The sequence below is a fragment of the Nocardia sp. NPDC051833 genome (assembly GCF_040681225.1).
Classification (GTDB): Bacteria; Actinomycetota; Actinomycetes; order Mycobacteriales; family Mycobacteriaceae; genus Nocardia.
On record NZ_JBFAYK010000004.1, the window covers coordinates 95,631 to 115,547 of the forward strand.

17 protein-coding genes and 1 pseudogene are annotated in these 19,917 nt (G+C 69.5%); 13 read left to right on the plus strand and 5 right to left on the minus strand.

All coding sequences use genetic code 11. The features are described 5' to 3' along the window. The first annotated feature begins 18 nt into the window (after positions 1–18). Positions 19–435, plus strand: a complete 417-nt coding sequence (locus tag AB0L91_RS28780; RefSeq protein ID WP_357348306.1) for a nuclear transport factor 2 family protein — start codon at positions 19–21, stop codon at positions 433–435. Continuing rightward, positions 432–1,244, plus strand: a complete 813-nt coding sequence (locus AB0L91_RS28785; protein WP_365015470.1) for an SGNH/GDSL hydrolase family protein — start codon at positions 432–434, stop codon at positions 1,242–1,244. Before AB0L91_RS28780 ends, AB0L91_RS28785 begins: the two co-directional genes overlap by 4 nt. 93 nt (positions 1,245–1,337) lie before the next feature. On the opposite strand, the gene AB0L91_RS28790 is transcribed toward AB0L91_RS28785, so the two are convergent. Beyond that, positions 1,338–1,856 (minus strand): ArsI/CadI family heavy metal resistance metalloenzyme, encoded by a 519-nt coding sequence (locus tag AB0L91_RS28790; RefSeq protein ID WP_365015472.1) that lies wholly within the window; start codon positions 1,854–1,856, stop codon positions 1,338–1,340. A gap of 99 nt (positions 1,857–1,955) precedes the next feature. On the opposite strand from AB0L91_RS28790, the gene AB0L91_RS28795 reads away from it, so the two are divergent. Then, positions 1,956–2,315: an Rv2640c family ArsR-like transcriptional regulator gene (locus AB0L91_RS28795; RefSeq protein ID WP_357348300.1), complete on the plus strand. Its 360-nt coding sequence runs from the start codon at positions 1,956–1,958 to the stop codon at positions 2,313–2,315. Between the two features lie 34 nt (positions 2,316–2,349). On the opposite strand, the gene AB0L91_RS28800 is transcribed toward AB0L91_RS28795, so the two are convergent. Continuing rightward, positions 2,350–2,676 (minus strand): hypothetical protein, encoded by a 327-nt coding sequence (locus AB0L91_RS28800; protein WP_365015475.1) that lies wholly within the window; start codon positions 2,674–2,676, stop codon positions 2,350–2,352. A 213-nt stretch (positions 2,677–2,889) separates the two neighbouring features. On the opposite strand from AB0L91_RS28800, the pseudogene AB0L91_RS28805 reads away from it, so the two are divergent. Then, positions 2,890–3,563: pseudogene (locus AB0L91_RS28805) on the plus strand (thioredoxin domain-containing protein). On the opposite strand, the gene AB0L91_RS28810 reads toward AB0L91_RS28805, so the two are convergent. Both AB0L91_RS28810 and AB0L91_RS28815 read right to left on the minus strand, forming a co-directional pair. Further along, on the minus strand, positions 3,514–5,799 hold the full coding sequence (locus AB0L91_RS28810; RefSeq protein WP_365015958.1) for a hypothetical protein: 2,286 nt from the start codon (positions 5,797–5,799) through the stop codon (positions 3,514–3,516). The pseudogene AB0L91_RS28805 and the gene AB0L91_RS28810 sit on opposite strands and share 50 nt — an antisense overlap. 159 nt (positions 5,800–5,958) lie before the next feature. Beyond that, the gene (locus tag AB0L91_RS28815) at positions 5,959–6,591 is read right to left on the minus strand and encodes a methionine biosynthesis protein MetW (RefSeq protein WP_365015477.1); all 633 of its coding nucleotides are present in this window, start codon (positions 6,589–6,591) and stop codon (positions 5,959–5,961) included. A gap of 262 nt (positions 6,592–6,853) precedes the next feature. Here AB0L91_RS28815 and AB0L91_RS28820 point away from each other — a divergent pair, with 262 nt between their 5' ends. Genes AB0L91_RS28820 through AB0L91_RS28830 form a run of 3 tightly spaced genes read left to right on the plus strand, consistent with a single transcriptional unit; the run spans position 6,854 to position 9,136 of the window. Beyond that, complete coding sequence (locus tag AB0L91_RS28820) at positions 6,854–7,252, plus strand: helix-turn-helix transcriptional regulator (protein WP_365015960.1); 399 nt, start codon at positions 6,854–6,856, stop codon at positions 7,250–7,252. Positions 7,253–7,277: 25 nt separating this feature from the next. Continuing rightward, positions 7,278–8,090, plus strand: coding sequence for a molybdate ABC transporter permease subunit (gene modB, locus AB0L91_RS28825; RefSeq protein WP_365015962.1), 813 nt, complete (start codon positions 7,278–7,280; stop codon positions 8,088–8,090). Beyond that, positions 8,087–9,136, plus strand: a complete 1,050-nt coding sequence (locus tag AB0L91_RS28830; RefSeq protein ID WP_365015479.1) for an ABC transporter ATP-binding protein — start codon at positions 8,087–8,089, stop codon at positions 9,134–9,136. The genes modB and AB0L91_RS28830 overlap by 4 nt, the downstream gene beginning before the upstream one ends. Here AB0L91_RS28830 and AB0L91_RS28835 read toward each other — a convergent pair. Beyond that, the gene (locus AB0L91_RS28835; RefSeq protein ID WP_365015481.1) at positions 9,124–9,492 is read right to left on the minus strand and encodes a gamma-glutamylcyclotransferase family protein; all 369 of its coding nucleotides are present in this window, start codon (positions 9,490–9,492) and stop codon (positions 9,124–9,126) included. The two genes, AB0L91_RS28830 and AB0L91_RS28835, sit on opposite strands and share 13 nt — an antisense overlap. A 232-nt stretch (positions 9,493–9,724) precedes the next feature. Between AB0L91_RS28835 and AB0L91_RS28840 the strand changes: the two genes are divergently transcribed. The 6 genes from AB0L91_RS28840 (at position 9,725) to AB0L91_RS28865 (ending at position 19,911) form a co-directional block, all read left to right on the plus strand. Beyond that, positions 9,725–10,957, plus strand: a complete 1,233-nt coding sequence (locus tag AB0L91_RS28840; protein ID WP_365015483.1) for a molybdopterin biosynthesis protein — start codon at positions 9,725–9,727, stop codon at positions 10,955–10,957. Further along, the gene (locus AB0L91_RS28845) at positions 10,954–15,147 is read left to right on the plus strand and encodes a bifunctional nitrate reductase/sulfite reductase flavoprotein subunit alpha (RefSeq protein ID WP_365015485.1); all 4,194 of its coding nucleotides are present in this window, start codon (positions 10,954–10,956) and stop codon (positions 15,145–15,147) included. The genes AB0L91_RS28840 and AB0L91_RS28845 overlap by 4 nt, the downstream gene beginning before the upstream one ends. 253 nt (positions 15,148–15,400) lie before the next feature. Beyond that, positions 15,401–16,180: a molybdate ABC transporter substrate-binding protein gene (gene modA, locus AB0L91_RS28850; RefSeq protein WP_365015487.1), complete on the plus strand. Its 780-nt coding sequence runs from the start codon at positions 15,401–15,403 to the stop codon at positions 16,178–16,180. Positions 16,181–16,213: 33 nt separating this feature from the next. Next, positions 16,214–16,852 carry a dienelactone hydrolase family protein gene (locus AB0L91_RS28855; RefSeq protein WP_365015489.1) on the plus strand — a complete coding sequence of 213 codons (639 nt, stop codon included), beginning with the start codon at positions 16,214–16,216 and terminating at the stop codon, positions 16,850–16,852. Between the two features lie 84 nt (positions 16,853–16,936). Continuing rightward, on the plus strand, positions 16,937–17,479 hold the full coding sequence (locus AB0L91_RS28860; RefSeq protein ID WP_365015491.1) for a molybdopterin-binding oxidoreductase: 543 nt from the start codon (positions 16,937–16,939) through the stop codon (positions 17,477–17,479). A 275-nt stretch (positions 17,480–17,754) separates the two neighbouring features. Beyond that, the gene (locus tag AB0L91_RS28865; RefSeq protein ID WP_365015493.1) at positions 17,755–19,911 is read left to right on the plus strand and encodes an elongation factor G-like protein EF-G2; all 2,157 of its coding nucleotides are present in this window, start codon (positions 17,755–17,757) and stop codon (positions 19,909–19,911) included. The last annotated feature ends 6 nt before the right edge of the window (positions 19,912–19,917 follow it).

Consider the following 19,917-nt stretch of genomic DNA (forward strand, 5'->3'; position numbering starts at 1 on the left):
TTTGCTTAGGAGGAACGGGTGCATCAACGATTTCGGGCCGCGGTCGAGGCGAGGAATCTCGACAACGTGGAAGAGTTGCTGGCCGACGATGTGGTGTTCACCAGCCCGGTGGCGTTCGCCCCGTACCCCGGCAAGGCGGTGACGGCGGCGATCCTGCGCGGGGTGCTGCGCGTGTTCGAGGACTTCCGCTACGTGCGCGAGATCGGCGACCCGGCGAGCCGTGACCACGCGCTGGTGTTCGAGGCCACCGTGAACGGCTTGCAGCTGACGGGCTGCGACTTCCTGCACTTCGACGCCGACGGCAGGATCGACGAGTTCACGGTGATGGTGCGACCGCTCTCGGCGGCCCAGGCGCTGGCCGCCCGGATGGCCGAGCAGTACCCGCGCATCCAGGAGGAAGCCCGCGCGGCGATCGAGAGCCAGGCTTCGGCGTGAGCGATCCGTCGTTCGCCCGCTACGTCGCGCTGGGGGACAGTCAGTCCGAAGGGGTCGGCGACGGCACCGACGACACCGGGCTGATCGGCCTCGCCGACCGGCTCGCGATCGCGATGGCGCGGTCGAATCCCGACGTGCGGTACGCGAATCTGGCGGTGCGCGGGAAGCTCGCGGGCCAGGTGCGCCACGAGCAGCTCGAGGCCGCGCTGGCGCTGCGCCCCGATGTCGCCACGGTGATCGCCGGCGTGAACGACCTGCTCCGCCCGGACTTCGACGCGAGCGTGGTGGGCCGCCACCTCGACGCGATGTTCGCGGCCCTGATCGCGCAGGGCGCGGTGGTGGCGACGGTGACCGTCCCCGACATCACCCGGATCAACCCCGTGACCAGGCCCCTCGGTGGCCGCGTCGTCGCGCTCAACGACGAGATCCGCGCCGTGGCGCGACGACACGGCGTCCTCGTGGCGGAAACCGCCGCCCACCCGGTGTGCACCGATCCGCGCATGTGGTCGTGGGATCGCTTGCACGCCAGTGTGCTCGGGCACCAGCGCATCGCGGACGCCCTGGCCGAAGTGCTGGATCTGCCGGGATCCGGCAGTGGCTGGACCGAGCCGTTGCCGCCCGACCCGGACCAGCGGGGTGTGGTGGCCGCCGTCGCCACCGAAATCCGCTGGGTGACAGGATTTCTCGCGCCGTGGGTGCTGCGGCGCCTCACCGGCAAGTCGTCCGGCGACGGCCGGGTGGCCAAGCGGCCGACCTTGACTCCGGTCGAGGCACGGCCCGACGCGGTCACGCTGGATTCGCCCGCGTAGGTCGCGGCCTCCCCGCATCGGGGGCACGGGCGCGTCACCACCATCGGGGACGCGCCCGGCAAGGCGGGTTCGGACGGTCGCGAGGCGCTCCGATCAGTCGCAGCAGCCGGCGCCGGACGCCACGGCCTTCTCCTTGGCCTGGCTGCCGCAGCACGCGCCCTCGGCCTCGGCTTCGGCGGTGGTGCCGCAGCACACCTCGACCGCCTCGGCGTCGGCACGGCCGAGTTCGGGTGCGGTGCCGAAGGTTTCGCTGTCGGCCAGCACGGTGTAGACCTCCCATCGCTCGGTGCCCGGACCGGTCACCCACACCTTGTCCTGGGTGGCGAAGCAACACGTGGTCGCGATCTGCTCCTCGGTGAACAGTCCGGCGTCCGAGAGTCGGGCGATCTCGCCGTGCACCTGCTCGGAGGTTTCGACCTCGACGCCGAGGTGGTTGATGGACCCGCCCTGTCCGGCGTTCTCGATCAGGACGAGCTTGAGCGGGGGATCGGTGACGGCGAAGTTGGCGTAGCCGGGCTTGCGCTTGGCCGGTTCGGTGTCGAACAGGGTCGAGTAGAACCGCACGGCGGTGTCGAGGTCGTCGACATTGAGGGCGAGCTGGATGCGAGACATGATCGAACCTCCACTTGTGTGACATATATCGAAGAACTTCTGCTGCCGAGTCTGCTTACCTTTTCGACATATGTCAATACCGCGGGTAGTGTCGATGTCATGCCCAAGGCGCTACCCGTGATCGACATGTCCGCCCCGGTCTGCTGCGCCCCCGTCGCGGCGGGACCGGTCGACGACGCCGCCGCGCTCGAAGTGGCGTTGCGGCTCAAGGCGATCGCCGACCCGGTCCGGGTCCGGCTGCTGTCGCTGCTGCTCACCGCCCCGCAGGGGGAACGCAACGGCGGCGATCTGGCCGCCGAGGTCGGCCTGGGCGAGTCCACGGTCTCCCATCACCTCGGCCAGCTCCGCAAGGCCGGACTGGTGGAATCCGAGCGGCGCGGAATGAACACCTTCCACCGCGCCCGCCGCGACGCCCTCTCCGCGCTCTGTGTGGTCCTCGATCCCAACTGCTGCACCTGATCGGGCGCCGCCCGAGTGCGGCTCGAGGTCGGGTTCAGGCGGTGAGCAGCGCTATCAGGGGAAGCGGCGTCAGGACCACGAGCAGGATCGTCACGGTCTTCGTCAAGCGTGTCCGGCCCGGGCCCGGCGCGACGAGAAGCGGCGCGGCTACCGCGACCACGGCGGCGGCGGGGAAGGCGAGCACGGTGCCGGCGATGAGTTCGTAGCCGTGGGGATCGGTCAGCGGATCGGTCGACAGCCGAGAGCGCAGCGCGATGTACACGCACCGCAGCAAGATCAGGCCCGCCACGGTGACGATGACGCCGGCCGCGACCGCGATCGGCAGCCGCCATCGCGTGCTCGGTGCGCGTCTCGGTCCCATCATTTCCTCCCCCGCTTCGACGGGTGTGTTCGAACCCACGCCCGTGTTGCTGCCGGTCCGGGGCACCCACACCGATAGTGCTCTGCTACAGCATCTTCCGGTAGTACACGACGCGTTCGCGTTCGGTGAAGCCGAGGGCGGCGTGCATCTGGCTAGCATGGCGGCCATGTTCGAATCTGCCCGATTTGTCTCTTCTGTCAGGAGTTGGTGTCGGTGAACACGCGCTCGGTCTCCCGCCGCACCAGGATTCTGACCACGCTGGCCACGGTGCTCGTCATCGTGGTCGGCGCCGTGGTGCTGGCCGCGGCCCGCACTGACGACCGCGCTCCAGTGCCCGGCGCCGCCGCGACCGATCAACCCGCGATGGCGGTCCGGCCGGACAGTCATCGGCTGTCGGATCCCGCCGGGGCGCGGGTGACGCTGGTGGAGTTCCTGGACTTCGAGTGCGAGGCCTGCGGGGCGATGTATCCGGCCATGGAGCGACTACGCGCCGAGTACGGCGATCGTGTCAGCTTCGTCGTGCGCTATTTCCCCATTCCGGCGCACGTCAACTCGGGGCGCGCGGCTCGTGCCGCCGAGGCGGCCGCGCGACAGGGCCGGTTCGAGCGGATGTATCAGCGCCTGTTCGAAACGCAGGCCGACTGGGGTGAGAAGCGCGTGGGCCAGGACGCCGTGTTCCGGAATCTGGCCGCCGAAATCGGCTTGGACATGGCAGCTTTCGATTCCGCCTACACCGACCCCGCGACGGGGCGCGCGTGCGGGCGGACTTCGACGAGGGGCTGACGCTGGGCGTGGCGGGCACCCCCAGCTTCTTCCTCAACGGCGAGAAGATCACGGTCAGCGGTTCACGCGACCTGGCCGCCGCTCTGGACGCGGCGCTGCGATGACGGTCGCCAAGTCGGTCTGATCGGGCGGCGATCCGGCCGGATCCGGGTGCGCATCGGCCGGTGCGGCGACCAGGTCGTCGTGGTCGGGAGGTGACGCGATGGCGGCGCGGCGGCGAGTGCGGAGGTAGAGCCAGTGCAGCACCGCCAGGCCCGCCAGACCGGCGGCTGCAGTCGCGGCGCCGATCTTCCAGCCCGGAGGGCGCCACGTCAGTTCGAGGACAGCGTTGTCCGTGCCGGCGGGGATATTTACCGCGGTGATCGATTTCGCGACGTTGGTGATCGGGATCGGCTTGCCGTCGAGCGTCGCTCGGTAGCCGGGCCAGGCCAGGCGGGCGAACACGATCCGGCCGCCGTCGGCGGAGCTGACCCGCAGCGTGCTCGACATATCGGTTTCGGTGAGCGAGGTCGCCGACACTCCGCGCAGGTCGGAGACCCGGCCGTTGACCGTCGAAACCGCGCCACCATCGCGTTCCAGCACCCAGATATAGCGTTCGTGACCCGGGTAGCGGACGAAATGCCATCCGGTGGGCGCGGATTGGTTGCCCGCCTCGGGGAACAGTGCCTTCTGCAGCACCACCCGATCCAGCAGCATCAGATCGACCAGGGGCCGCCCGGTCGTCGACTCGGGGGCGAACATGCGGCGATAGGCATCGGGGCACACGCTCGAATCCCAGCGCATGCACAGCAGTTCACCGAAATAGAAATGTCCGGTCGGGGTGTAGCCGTTCACATAGTCGAGCTCGAGTGACTTGGCGTAGTTGCCGAACACCAGGGACCCGTACGCGCCGTCGAGGCTCTTGTCACCGGGCTGCAGCAGCGCGCGGTCGGCGAGCTGGATCGTCGACCCGGGCAGGTCGGGGAACACCGCTTTGGCCTCGGCGCGGCTGGTCGGCAGGTTATAGGACATGATGTTGGGCAGGGCGTGATCCACCTGATAGAAGGCGATCGGGAACATCACCGCGATGGTCGCCGCGCACGCGGCGGCGGTGTTCCGATGCCGCGCGAGCCAGTAGACGCCCGCGCCCGCCGCGGCGACGAACCCCGCGGCCACACCGTGGCTGATCCAGTCGGCGGGATCCGCGGAGGCGGTGCGAATCCACAGCAAGCCGATCAGCACGCCGGCGGCGATGCCGCGCGCCCGCGCGTTGGCGGTGGTGCCGAAGCGTCCGACCAGCACACAGACCAGGACGAGCAGACCGATCGCGAGCATCGGCAGCACCCGCGCGGGCCACCGGAGCGGGCCGATGGTGCCGGGGCCCGCCGTCCACATCAGCATCATGATCGTGAACAGGGCCACGGTGGTGAGTTCGCGCCAGTGGCGGCGGGCGCGGTCCCAGTCGACGAACGCCAGGATCGGGATGAGGAACCACGCGACGTAGGTGACCGGGAACGGCTGGATATAGCCCCACCAGGTGGTGAACGCCGGTGACACCGTCGGCAGGCTCGCGTTGAGGGATTCCGACCACGGCACCGCGAGGAAATTGTCGTTGTTGATCTGCGCCGTACCGCGCCAGGTGACTTTCGCCGAGAGCATCGAGGGGAGGAAGGTGAGCAGCCCGGCCAGGCCCGCGCACGCCGACACGGCCGTCAGCCGCAGGACCGATCGCCAGTCGCCCCGGGAGACCAGCTCGCCGACGGCGATCGCGAACAGCATCAGCACGGCCTCGACGGCGGGGAAGATGTATTGCGTCGAGATCGTCAGGTACAGGAAGACGAAGACGGGGATCGGTCCGCCGTCACCGCGGGTGTAGCGCACGGCCGAGGCCCAGGCCAGCAGCATCCAGGCGGTTCCGGTCAGCGCCGTCATCCAGCTGGCCTGGTCGAAGAAGAGGAAGAACCCGGACAGCGGGAACGCGACACCGGCGACGGCGCTCCACGCGGGAGCCGCTCGATAGACCAGGCAGATCCGGTAGACGCCGAGCGCGCACAGAATCGAGAACACCAGCTTGACGACCGTGGCGTAGACGGCCATGTTGTCCACCGACGGCGCGATGACGTCGATCAGCAGCTGCACGGGGTTGAACAGGCCCGCGTCGTCCATGGTGTTGTTGCCCGACATCCACTGGTTGGGCCACAGCGCGGGGAAATCGCCCGCGCGCAGCGAGCGCCCCAGCCCGACCCACAGGCCGGTGTACTGGGATTCGGTGTCGTCAAGGTAGTAGTGGCGCGGGTCGGCCAGCAGCACCGCCAGGTAGCCGACGATCGTGCCGACGACGGTGACGATGCCCCAGCGAATCCTCCCGGATCGGGAGAACGGTTCTCCGGCTTCGTGTTCGCGGGATTCGGAGCCAGTGGGGTCAGCCGCCGTGATCGGTACAGCTCTGTCGGTCACGCAGCAGACCCTACAGCGACGGGCGGCACTCGGCAGGGGATGCGATCGCGGTGCCCGCGGTGGTCAGGACGCCGAGGTGACATGGGCCCGCGGGTGCGGTGTGAGCACATACAGCTGCTCGCGGCCGCCGGCGATGAGGCTGGTCGACGCGATGCGGTCGGCATAGCGCGCGAGTGCCCGGTCGAGGGTGTCGCGGGTGAATCGGTGCGCCTGAGCGCCCTCGCCCGCGTCGGTGAACCGGCCCGACAATCGCGCGAGGGTCCGGTTGGAGCTGGTGGTGAGATTGCGGATCGGTTCGGCGAGGATCACCTGCTCGCGGGCGGCCTCGAGCATGCGCCGGACGACCGGGTCGGGGTCGGGCAGGAAGTGGTAGAGGCTGGCCTGCATGACGACGTAGTCGGCGCGAGGCAGCGCGGTGTCTTCCCTGAGGTTCCAGACGAGGCCGTCCCCGCCCGCGGCGACCACCCGGTCGACGAAGCGTTCGTTGATGTCGAAACCCTTGTAGCGGACCGACTTTCCGCGCAGGTAGCGGGTGTAGAGGGTGGCCGGGCCGCAGCACAGGTCGAGGACCTCGGCTCCGTCGGGGATCAACGCGGCGATCGCTTCGAATCGGGCTCCGTAGTGGCGGCCGTAGAGCCCGCGCATGAGGAGGTTGTAGACAGACGTGTGCCGATAGATGACGCTGGTGGTGCTCACAGATTTTCCTGCTCGGGGTGACTGCGTGAATGCGCTGCCGACGGCGGGCGCGAACGGTGTCTGGTCGTCGGTGTGAGCGCTTCATCGCGCCGCAGCCGGATCGGTTGCGCACCACGATATTGCGAGCCGTGGGCGGCGGCAACGCGAAAGCTCGATTGTCCTCGGCTTGTCGACTCCGGTTCATCCAGTGCCTTCGCGTCGGACCGGATCCGAGGGACCGGGGATCGAGCGTTCCGCAAGTGCTCCGAATATGCTGCCTATCGTGTCGAATCTGCGGATCAGTGAAGTTGCGGCCTTGATGGGTGTCAGTGACGACACCGTGCGCCGGTATATCGACCAGGGGCGGCTCACCGCGATCCAGCTCGACAGCGGGCGCAAGGGCGTCGAGGGGCGTGAGCTGGCGGAATTCCTGCAACACAATGCGGAGGCGCCGGAGCCGGGGATCACGATCGCGTCCTCGGCGCGCAATCGCCTGCGCGGGATCGTCACGCGGATCGTGAAGGACACCGTGATGGCGCAGGTCGAGATGCAGGCCGGGCCGTTTCAGCTGGTGTCGCTGATGAGCCGCGATTCGGTCGACGAGCTCGGGCTCGAGGTCGGCAGTATCGCGGTGGCCTCGGTCAAGTCGACGCATGTCGTCGTCGAAGTTCCGGAAAGCTGACGAGGTCGATCGTGTGGGCCGGATCGTGACACGGGTCGCCCGGCGGCGGGCCGTGCGCGGCAGGCGGCCGCTGATCCTGCTGGTGCCCGCCGTATGCGGTCTGGTCTTTCTGACCCTGCCGCTGCTCGGCATGCTGCTGCGGACGCCGTGGCGGACCCTGCCGGAGCGGTTGAGCAGTCCCGAGGTCTGGCAGGCGCTGCGGCTCTCGCTGATCTGCGCCAGCTCGGCGACCCTGGTGTGCCTGGTCCTCGGCATCCCGCTGGCGTGGCTGCTCGCGCGCGGCGAGGTGCCCGGTCAGCGGTTCGTCCGTGCGCTGGTCACGGTGCCGCTCGTGCTGCCGCCGGTCGTCGGCGGTGTGGCGCTGCTGCTGGTGCTGGGGCGACGCGGTCTGGTCGGCCGATACCTCTACGAATGGTTCGGTTTCTCGCTGCCGTTCACCACCACCGGCGTGATCGTGGCCGAGGCATTCGTCGCGATGCCGTTCCTGGTGATCTCGGTGGAGGGTGCGCTGCGTGGCGCCGATCCGCGCTACGAGGAGGCCGCCGCCACCCTCGGCGCGTCGCGGTGGCTGACCTTCCGCCGGGTCACCCTGCCCTCGGTGCTGCCCGGCGTCGTCGCGGGCGCGGTGCTGTGCTGGGCGCGGGCACTCGGCGAGTTCGGCGCGACCATCACCTTCGCGGGCAGCTATCCCGGCACGACCACGACCATGCCGCTGGCCGTCTACCTGGCGCTGGAAACCGATCCCGAGGACGCGATCGTGCTCAGTGTCGTGCTGCTCGCGGTGTCGGTGGCGGTACTGGTGGCCCTGCGGGACCGGTGGACGCGGGGTGCCCTGTGACCCTCACCGCCGACATCCGCGTCACCCGCGCGGCGTTCGAACTCGACATCACGATCGAGGTCGCCCCGGGCGAGGTCGTCGCCCTGCTGGGGCCCAACGGCGCGGGCAAGACCACCGCCCTGCGGGCGCTGGCCGGGCTCACCCCGCTCACCGGCGGGCGGATCGTCCTCGACGACCACGTCTGGGACGCGCCGCCGGACCGGTTCGTCCCGGCGGAACGACGCGAGGTCGGCGTCGTGTTCCAGGACTATCTGCTGTTCGCGCACATGAACGCCCAGGACAACGTCGCCTTCGGCCCGCGCGCTCGCGGACAACACCGCACCACCGCCCGGGCCGCGGCCGGCGCCTGGCTCGAACGCGTCGGCCTCGGCGAGCACCTGCACGCGAAACCCCGGGCGCTGTCGGGCGGTCAGGCCCAGCGCGTCGCGCTCGCGCGGGCCCTGGTGACCGACCCGGCCCTGCTGCTGCTCGACGAACCGCTGGCCGCGCTCGACGCGGGCACCCGGTTGCAGGTTCGCTCCGAACTGGCCCATCACCTCGGCGACTACCCCGGCCACACCGTGCTGGTCACCCACGACCCCTTCGACGCGATGGTCCTGGCCGACCGGCTGATCATCATCGAGAACGGCAACGTCGTCCAGCAGGGTGCGCCGAGCGAGGTCGCCCGCCGCCCCCGCACCGACTACGTCGCCGACCTGGTCGGCCTCAACCTCTACCGGGGCACGGCCGCGGGCACCACGGTCGACCTCGGCGGCGGCGCGTCTTTCACCATCGCCGAACCCGCGCACGGCCCGGTCCACGTGTCGTTCGCGCCCACCGCGGTCAGCCTGTATCCCGAACGCCCCAGCGGCAGCCCGCGCAACACCTGGCAGGTCACCGTCACCGGCCTCGAACAGCACGCGCACACCACCCGCGTCCGCCTCGACGGCGCCCCGCCGGTCCTGGCCGAGATCACCCCCGCCACCGTCGCCGACCTGCGCCTGCACAGCGGAGCGCGGCTGTGGGCCTCGGTGAAAGCGACCGAGATCCACACCTATCCCGCGTGATCGACACCGTCCGGAGTCGCGGCCGCCAGCACATACACCCACGCTTTCGCGCCTGAGCGCAGCGGCAGCAGCACCCGCGTGTAGTCGTCGACCTCGTAGTCGTCGGCTGCCGCGAGATCGGTTGCGGTGAGGGCGAATACGGTCCCGTTCACCCCGGAATCGGGGTCGGCGGACACCAGCGCCGGATGCACGGCGCTGCCGCTGGCCGCGATGACCGCCGCGTCGGTGATGGTCACCTCACCGAGTTGGTAGCCGACGATCGCATCGGGCCTGCCGTCGAGCTCGCGGCCGAACACGGTGCGCTGCACCTCGGGTTGACGCAGGGTTCCGTAGGAGAACAGCAGGATGTCGGCCATGGTGTCGACTCAAGCAGATCCGCACTTGCGGACGAACGTGATCTGAGTCTCCTCTCCTGCGGATTCGGCCATCTCCCTGTCGAACATTCCCGCTCATACCCGCCGTGACCTCGCGATTGAGGTCGACCAGCGGGCGAGCGCACACCGACCTGCAAATGCGGGTGAGAAGTCGGTGATGAATGGGCAACTGCGGTGATATTGAGCGGCAATATCCGATACTGAGGATCGTGGCATGGTCGGAGTCGATGGGTTGCAGCAGGTCGCGGCCGGTGCCGCGGGAAAGACGATCACCGCGGACCCGGTGCCGGAATGCGCCGCGCGGATCTCGGTCGCGGACCTCGGGCCGGCGGTCCGTCGCGGGCTGCGGCCGATCGCGCCGGCGACCCGACTGCTGTCCGACGCCGTCGGCGCGACCCTGGCGCGGCCGCTGCTGGCCCAGACCGCCGAACCCTCCGTCGACACCGCCGCGCGCGATGGCTACGCCGTCAGCGGACCCGGCCCCTACTGGGTGGTCCGCGCGGGCAGAGTGAGCACGACGACCCCGGCGCTGGCGGTGGGCGAAGCCGCGCGGATCACCGCCGGGACCTCGACGCCGCTATGCACCACGGCGGTGATCCGCGACGCTCACGTGGAATTCGCGCGCGTGCTCGGCCAGGCCGTGCTGATGCGCGCCGCGGGAGCGCCCAAGTCCGACGACACCCGAGTCCGCGGTGCGCAGTGGCACGCGGGCATGGTGCTGGCTTCGGCGGGCATGCGGGTCGGCCCGGCGGTGGTCTCGGTCGGATCGAGCGCGCGGGTCGGGCAGGCCTCGGTGCGCGGACCGCTGTCGGCCGATGTCCTCGTGACCAGCGGTCGGCTCGGTCGGGGCGTCAACCGCGGCGCGCAGTGGGCACCCGACGCCGTCGCCCCCGTGATCTCGGATTTCCTGCGGGCGTGCGACATCCGCTCCGGCAAGGTGTGGCCGATGAGCGACGGCGAACTGCTGCGCTCCTGGTTCGCACTGCCGGCCGACGCCGAGGTCGTCGTTGTCGTCGGCGCACTCGAGGAAGTTCGTTTCCTGCTGGCCGAGATCGCCGCCGACCTCCTCGTCGACGGCGTCCGGATGCGCCCCGGCGGCGACCAGCTGCTGGCCCGGCTACCCGATGGACGCACCCTGCTCGCGGTGCCCGCCGATCCGTTCGAAGCGATCGCCGCGCTCATGGTCACCGGACGGCGCGTCCTCGAGGCCTTGACCGCGCGCGATCCGGTGCCGCCGATGCTCGGGCGTCTGGTCGACCGCTGCGCCGCGACCGCGGACCTGACCGAAGTAGTCCCGGTCGGTCAGGTCGGCGGCGGAGTATGGCGGGCCACCGGCCCCGTCGGCATCCCGCACCTGGCGCATCTGGTCGAGGCCCAAGCCCTCGCGCTGCTCCCGCCGGGCGGCACCAGGGGCGCGCTCGCCGAACTGATCCCGCTCCCGCGATGACCGGGCCGATCCGCACGGTGTGCTCCTACTGCGGTGTCGGTTGCGGCATCGCGCTCGAGGTCGAGACCGGAGCCGACGGCACCACGCGAGTACGCAAAGCCCCTGGCGACAAACAACATCCGGCCAACGGCGGACGCCTGTGCACCAAGGGCGGCAGCCACCTCGACCTGCTCGGGGTCGACGGCCGCCTCGACACCGCGCTCGTGCGCGCCGAGCGCGGCGCCGAGCCCGTCGCGCGATCGGTGGACACCGCCATCGCCGATACCGCACAGCGGCTCCGGCAGTTGATCGACACCCACGGTCCCGACGCGGTGGCGCTGTACGTCTCGGGCCAGATGACACTGGAAGCCCAATACCTGGCCAACAAGCTGGCGAAAGGATTCATCGGGACCAACCAGATCGAATCGAACTCGCGGCTGTGCATGGCCAGCGCGGGCAGCGGCTACAAGCTGTCGCTCGGTTCGGACGGCCCGCCCGGCTCCTACGAGGACTTCGATCACGCCGACGTGTTCTTCGTGATCGGCGCCAATATGGCCGACTGCCACCCGATCCTGTTCCTGCGCATGATGGACCGCGTCAAGGCCGGAGCGAAGCTGATCGTGGTCGACCCGCGCCGCACCGCGACCGCCGACAAGGCCGACCTGTTCCTCCAGGTCACGCCCGGCAGCGATCTGGCACTGCTCAACGGCCTGCTGCACCTGCTCGTCGAGGGCGGATACGTCGACGAGGAGTTCATCGCCGAGTTCACCGAGGGCTGGGCGGGCATGCCGGAGTTCCTCGCCGACTACACCCCGGCGACCGTCGCCGCGCTGACCGGCGTCGCGGTCGAGGACCTGCGCCGCGCCGCCGAACTGATCGGCACGGCGGGGGAGTGGATGAGCTGCTGGACAATGGGATTGAACCAGTCCACCCACGGCACCTGGAACTCCAACGCCCTGATCAATCTGCACCTGGCCACCGGTGCGATCTGCCGTCCCGGTTCCGGCCCGTTCTCCCTGACCGGCCAGCCCAATGCCATGGGTGGACGCGAAATGGGCTACATGGGACCGGGTCTGCCCGGACAGCGGTCGGTCCTGGTCGACGGTGATCGCGAGTTCATCGAGAAGCTGTGGCAGGTCCCGGCGGGCACACTGCGCACCGAGGTCGGTAGCGGCACCATCGACATGTTCGCCCGCATGGCGGCGGGCGAGATCAAGGCGTGCTGGATCATCTGCACCAATCCCGTGGCGACAGTGGCGAACCGCAAGACGGTGCTGGCCGGGCTGGAAGCGGCCGAGCTGGTGATCACCCAGGACGTCTTCGCCGAGACCGAGACCAACGCCTACGCCGACGTGATCCTGCCCGCGACGCTATGGATCGAGGGCGAGGGGGTGATGATCAACTCCGAACGCAACCTCACGCTGATCCCCAAGACCCTCCCGGCGCCGGGCCAGGCCATCCCGGATTGGCAGATCATCGCCCGAATCGCCTGCGCGATGGGCTATTCCGAGGCTTTCACCTACGGCAGCGCCGAGGAGATCTTCGAGGAAATCAAACGGGCCTGGAATCCGCGCACCGGCTACGACCTGCGCGGGGCCACCTACGCCCGGCTCCGCGAAGGCTCGGTGCAGTGGCCGATCGCCCCGGACGGCCCGCGCCGCAATCCCATCCGCTACCGCAACGACGGGATCAGTCAGGAGCTCCGCACCCGCGAGGACGGCACCACACCACGACTGTGGTTCCCGACCGCGTCGGGGCGCGCGGTGTTCTTCGCCCGACCGAATCTGGAACCGGCCGAACTGCCCGACGACGACTACCCATTCGTACTGAATACCGGTCGTGTGCAACATCAATGGCACACCCTGACCAAGACCGGCAAGATCGCCAAGCTGAACAAGCTCAATCCCGGCCCGTTCGTCGAAGTCCACCCCGATGACGCCGCCCGCCTCGACGTGTCGGCCGGGGACTGGCTCGAGGTCGCATCCCGCCGCGGTCGCGCCGTGCTGCCAGCGGTGGTCACCGATCGGGTCCGGGTCGGTGATGTCTTCGCGCCGTTCCATTGGAACGACCTGTTCGGTGAGTACCGGGCCGTCAACGCCGTCACCAACGACGCCATCGACCCGATCTCCCAGCAGCCCGAATTCAAGGTCTGCGCCGTGCGGCTGCTGAAGGTGCCCGCACCGATCGTCGTCGAGCCCACTGCCGACGCGCCGGTCGTCGACGCCGCAGCGGCCACCACCGCGCCGCCGACAGGCGTGCCCGGCGTCGGGGTATCGGCCAGATCGGTGGCCGCCGCTGCCGCCGCGCTCGGCCTGGGTGACCTGGCTGTTCCGCCCCTGTCGGAGACCGACCGGGCCTATCTGGCCGGATTCCTCTCCGGCATCGACCGCCTCGACGCCGCCGTCCTCCCCGTCCTGCCACCGAGCGCACCGCTGCCTGCACCGGCCACGGCCTGGGTGAACGGCATGCTGGCGGCGGTGTTCGGCCCGCACCAGACCGTGACTCACGGGCTCGCGCCCATGGTCGAACCGGTGCCTCCGGCCGAGGTCGGCAGCGTATCCGCGGACGCCGCGGTCCGGCCGCTGGTCGTGCTGTGGGCCTCCCAGACCGGTAACGCCGAAGACTTCGTCGCCGCCACCGCGGTACCCGCACTCGCGGGAACCGGACGTGCGCCCGCGGTCCACGGCATGGACGAGATCGCGATCGACAAGCTTCCGCCGCACTGCGATCTGGTGGTGGTGTCGAGCACTTTCGGCGACGGTGACGCCCCCGACAACGGCGCCACCTTCTGGACCTCATTGGCGGCGGCGCCCGGGGACCTGCTGGCGGGTTCGCGGTTCGCGGTCCTGGCTTTCGGCGACTCGAACTACGACGCGTTCTGCGGCCACGGCAAACGCCTCGACGAACGCCTCGCCGAGCTGGGCGCCGAGCGGATCATCGATCGGGTCGACTGCGAACCCGACTTCGAGGAAGCCGCGCACGCGTGGCTCGCCCAACTGTTGCCGGCATTGGGCGACCCGCCGCCCGAGTCCACCGCCGCCCTCGCGCCTCCGGCCACCGTCCCGGCGCCGATGTCCGGCTCGACCAGCACCGCGGTCCGCATCGATACCCCCACCGGACGACTGGTCGGCAACCGGTTGCTCAGCCTGTCCGGCGCGCAGAAGGAGGTCCGCCAGTTCACCTACGACCTGACCGGATCGGACCTGCGCTACGACGTCGGCGACGCGCTCGGCGTCCGACCGGCCAACGACCTCGGCCTGGTCTGGGAATTCCTCGCCGTCACCGGATTGGACCCGGCCGTCGTCGTCGAGGTGCCCAAGGCGGGGCCGATGCCGCTGTCGATCGCGCTCGAGGGTTACCTCGACCTGACCAAGACGACCACCGAACTGCTGCGTTTCGTCGCCGAACAGACCGGTGACCGCACCATCAAGTGGTTGCTGCGACCCGACAACAAGGGTGAACTCGCGAAATGGCTGTGGGGACGCCAACCTGTGGACATCGCGGCCGAATTCGCGCTGTCGGCCGGGCCACAACAGTGGGTGGCGTTGTTCAAACGCCTACAGCCGCGCCTGTATTCGATCTCCTCCAGCCCGCTGGTCGACGCCGCGATCGTCCGGACCACGGTCTCGGTGATCCGCTACGAAGGCCCGACCGGGCGCCCGCGCGGCGGCCTGTGCTCGGCCTACCTCGCCGACGTCGACCTCGACCAGCCGCTGGTCCTGCACGTCCAGCCCGCGCCGCACTTCCGGCCACCCGACGACCCGGCCACCCCGGCGATCATGGTCGGTCCCGGTACCGGGGTCGCCCCGTTCGTCGGTTTCCTCGAACACCGCCGCGCCCGCGGCGACCAGGCCCCGAACTGGCTGTTCTTCGGCGAACAGCACGAAGCCACCGACTTCTACTACCGCGACGAACTGCGCGAACTCCAGCAACACGGTGTGCTGAGCCGCCTGGACGTCGCGTTCTCCCGTGACCAGCGGGCCAAGATCTACGTCCAGGACCGCATGCGCGAGCACGGCGCGCACCTGTGGAGTTGGCTGCGCGACGGCGCCCACTTCTACGTCTGCGGCGACGCGGCCCGCATGGCCAAGGACGTCGACGCCGCACTGCGCGAGATCGTCTCCCACCACGGCGCGATGACCGAAGAAGACGCCGACGCCTACGTCAAGAAACTCGCCACCGACAAGCGGTATGTCCGCGACGTGTACTGAGCCTGCCCTCCCGGACCACCGCACATAATGTTCGCAGTTGAAGTACGATCAGCCCTGTTATTCCGCATCCCCGAGGTGATCTCACAAGAATCCCCGCATCTGCGGAGAGGTAACCGTAACCGGTGGGAGGATGTGTCGTGACCGCCCGGAAACAGCGACTGCCTACCGTGCTGCATCTGCGTCCGTCGCCCGATCTATACGGGCCCGACCTCACCTGTTGAACCGGAACCGCTGAAAGTTGATGAAGTTGAAGATGACTCGCATGGTCTGTGGCGTCGCGATGGCGGGCGCCCTGGCGCTGGCCACGGTCGGCTGTGGAAGCGACACCGCGACCGAACCCGCCTCGGCCGACAAGGTCACCGGCACCGTGACCGTTTTCGCCGCCGCCTCGCTGACCGAGACCTTCACCGAACTGGGCAAGCAGTTCGAGGCAGCGCACCCCGGGGTGAAGGTGGTCTACAACTTCGGCGCCAGCTCGGCGCTGGCCGAGCAGATCAAGCAGGGCGCACCCGCGGACGTGTTCGCCTCGGCCGCGCCCAAGAACATGCAGCAGGTCGTCGACGCGGGGGAGATCACCGCGAAACCGGTCACATTCGTGCGCAACCGCCTCGAGATCGCGGTGCCCGCCGGGAACCCCGGCCGCATCACCGGACTGGCCGACTTCGGCAAGACCGAACCGAAGATCGCCCTGTGCGCCGAGCAGGTCCCCTGCGGTGCCGCGGCGAAGACGGTGTTCGAGACCGCCGGAATCGCCCCGCAGCCCGACACCCGCGAAGCCGACGTGAAAGCGGTGCTGACGAAGGTCACCCTCGGCGAGGTCGACGCCGCCCTGGTCTACCGCACCGACGTGCACGCCGCCGGTACCAAGGTCGAAGGCATCGACTTCCCCGAGTCGAGCAAGGCGATCAACGACTACCCGGTCGCGCCCCTGGCCAAGGCGCCCAACGCCGCGGCCGCGGCGGCATTCGTCGAGTTCATCGGCTCGGACAAGGCCCGTGCGGTCTTCACCGAGGCCGGATTCGACAACCCGTAACCGCACAGCCCCGCGACGGCCGAAGCGTCCGAGATGGACCGACACACCCTGATCAGTCCGGACACCGGTCGCGAGGCCGTCGTTCACGGGGACAGCGAATCTCGGTCGGCGGTCGTGCTGTGTCACGAGGTCTTCGGACTGACCGACGCACTCGGCCGCCTCGCCGAAACCCTCTGCTACGCGACAGGAGCCACGGTTTACGCGCCACACCTGCTCCTGACCGATCCCTACGCGCCGTCGGAGGAAACCGCAGCCTACGGCCGCTTCATGGCGACCCTGGGACCCACCGGGTTGTCTCAGCGGCTACTCGACTACACCGAACGCCGCCGCGCCGACCACGATCGGATCTACTGTCTCGGCCTCAGTGTCGGCGCCACCGCCGCCTGGATCGCCTCCGCTGACCAGCGCTTCGATGCGGTTGTCCCCGTCTACGGATCGCGGATCCGCGATCACACCGACGTCCGGCCCACCTGCCGGGTCCACGCGGTGTTCGCAGAACACGAGCCGAGCTTCGATCCGAACGACCTCGCCCGCCGCCTGCGCGCCATCGACAACGTGACCGTCGAGGTACTTCGACACCATCACGGTTTCTGTAGCCCGGACTCCCCGCATTTCTCCCAGGAGGGGCTGGACACGATCATCGGCATCGCGCGAGAACTCTTCCGCAACTGACGATCCCGGGACCGAAGCGGAAGCCCCCCGCCCGCAACCATCAAGGATGACTCGATGAGCTCGCTGACTTCGACACGGTCCGTCGTGATCGTGCTGGCCACCACCGCGCTGCTGTTCGGCAGCGCCTGCGCGAACAATTCCGACTCCCGAGTACCGTCGAGCGCAGCCTCGTCGAGCATCATCCCGCCGGTCGCTCGAGCGGGATCGGTGTCGATCACCGGTGCGGTGGCCGCACCACGACAGATCACCGTCGCCGACCTGCGTAACTACCCGGCGAAAACTCAGGCCGTTACCTTCGCCAGCAGCAAGGGCGATCAATCCCACACCTACGTGGGCGCTTCCATCATCGACGTCCTCGCCGCTGCAGAACCTGTCACCGATTCTGCGGTGAAGAATCCCACGCTGCGACTCGTCGTCGTCGCCACCGGCGCCGACGAATACCGAGCCGCGCTGTCATGGGGCGAATTCGATCCCGGCTTCGCCGCGACACCGGTACTGATCGCCTACCGCGAAGACGACATCGACCTGACCGCCCCGCGCTTGGTCGTACCAGGAGACATCAAAGGCGGCCGCTACGTCAGCGATCTGACGTCCCTGACGGTCATCGACACCGGCGCGGCCAGGTAGGCCTCGGCTGGGCGAATCCGGTGTGTGTCTCGACATGATCGAGGCGATGGCACCGGGTTAGCGGCTGGTCGACGGCCAGATGTTTCCGGTCGACTGCGGCCGATCATCGGCGGTGACAACCAGCCGCCGGTCTCGGTCACGGCAATCGAGGCGCAACCGATTCGGGACCACCCCAGCTGGTGCCACGACAACGATCGGCAAGAAACCGTGGACGTGCCCCTACCTGCGGTGGGAAGCTCGAAGGGGCCGGGTCCCAACCCGAGGGAGCGTGCGACATGGCGGATCGGACGAACGGTGCGTGGCGACCGGAGAGCATCCGGAACGTCGCGTTGGTCGGCAGCAGTGGTGCGGGGAAGACGACGCTGGTCGAGGCGTTGGCGTTGGCGACCGGGACGGTGAACCGAGCCGGCCGCGTGGAGGACGGGACATCGCTGTCGGACTACGACGAGGTCGAACGGCGACAGCACAGGTCTGTGCAGGTCTCGGTGGTCCCGGTGCAGTGGGGCGAGGTGAAGATCAATCTGATCGACACGCCGGGGTGCCCGGATTTCGTCGGCGAGCTGCGGGCCGGGTTGCGGGCGGCGGACGCGGCGCTGTTCCTGGTGTCGGCGGCCGACGGCGTGGAGGGTGTGGCGGGGGCGACGCGCGACCTGTGGGCCGAATGCGCGCGGGTGGGGATGCCGCGCGCGATCGTGATGACCCACCTGGACACCGCGCGGGCGGAGTACGCGGACCTGGTGCAGACCTGTCAGGCGCTGCTGACCGACGGCGCGAGCGATACCGTGCTGCCCCTGCACCTGCCGGTCTACGGGCCGAAGAGCCCCGACGGGCACCGGCCCGCGACCGGACTGCTGGAACTGCTCGAGCGACGGGTCGCCGACTACCGCAGCGGGAAACGGGTGCGCACCGAACCTTCGGCGGACCAGCTCGCGGTGATCGACCCGGCCCGCGACCGGCTGATCGAGGCGATCATCGCCGAGAGCGAAGACGAAACGCTGATGGACCGGTACCTCGACGGCGAACCCGTCGAACTCGACACCCTGGTCGACGACCTGGAACGAGCCGTCGCCCGCGGAAGCTTCCATCCGGTGCTGTTCGCAGCACCGGCGGCCGAGGACGCGGAACAGGGCCTCGGCACGCTCGAACTGCTGGAACTGATGACGGCCGGATTCCCGACACCGATCGAACATCCACTGTCGGCCGTGTCGCGCGGCGACGGCGCCGCGCCCACCGCGCTGCGCTGCGATCCGGCGGGCGAGCTCGCCGCGGAGGTCATCCGGACCTCGTCGGACCCGTATGTGGGACGGGTATCGCTGGTGCGGGTGTTCTCCGGCACGCTGCACAGCGAGGACACCGTCCACGTCTGCGGACCCGAGCACGATGCCGACGACCGGGTCGGCGGGGTCACCGCGCCGTTGGGGAAACAACAGCGGACCCTGTTCGAGGCCGTCGCGGGCGATATCGCGTTCGTGAGCAAACTCGGCCACGCCGAAACCGGCGACACCCTGTCCGGCACCGGGAAACCCCTGCTGATCGAGCCGTGGCCGCTACCGGAACCCCTGCTGCCCGTGGCTATCCGGGCGCAGGGCAAGGCCGATGAGGACAAGCTCTCGCAGAGCCTGACCCGGCTCGTCGCCGAGGATCCGACCCTGCGGCTGGAACACAACGAACACACCCACCAGCTGGTGCTGTGGTGCCTGGGCGAAGCCCACCGGGATGTGGCGCTGGAACGGTTGCGCGGGCGGTTCGGGGTGCGGGTGGACGTGGAACCGTATCGGGTGGCGCTGCGGGAGACGCTCGCCGCGGCGGCCGAGGGGCGCGGCAGACTGGTGAAGCAGTCCGGCGGGCACGGGCAGTACGCGGTGTGCCAGATCCAGGTGGAGCCGCTGCCCGCGGGGACGGGATTCGAGTTCGTCGACCGGGTGGTCGGCGGGGTGGTGCCGCGGCAGTTCATCGCGTCGGTGGAGAAAGGGGCACGGGCGCAGGCCGCGCGCGGGGTCACTCCCGGATATCCGCTGGTGGATGTGCGGGTGACCCTGGTGGACGGGAAGGCGCACTCGGTGGATTCCTCCGACGCCGCCTTCCAGACCGCGGGTGCCCTCGCCCTGCGCGACGCGGCCGACGCGTCCGGGACCCTGCTGCTCGAACCGGTCGCCGCCGTGCGGGTCACGGTCCCCGACGACCAGCTGGGCGCCGTTCTCGGCGACCTGTCCACCCGGCGCGGCCGCATTCTCGGCACCGAACCGGCCGAGGCCGGCCGCACCCATATCCGGGCCGAGGTACCCGAACTCGAACTGAGCAGGTACGTCATCGACCTGCGATCACTCACCCACGGTGCGGGCTCGTTCGCCCGCGGCTATCTCCGGCACGAGCCGATGCCCGCCGCCGTCGCCGAACGGGCCCGCAAGCAGACCGCCGAGGTGTCGGCCTAGGCGGCG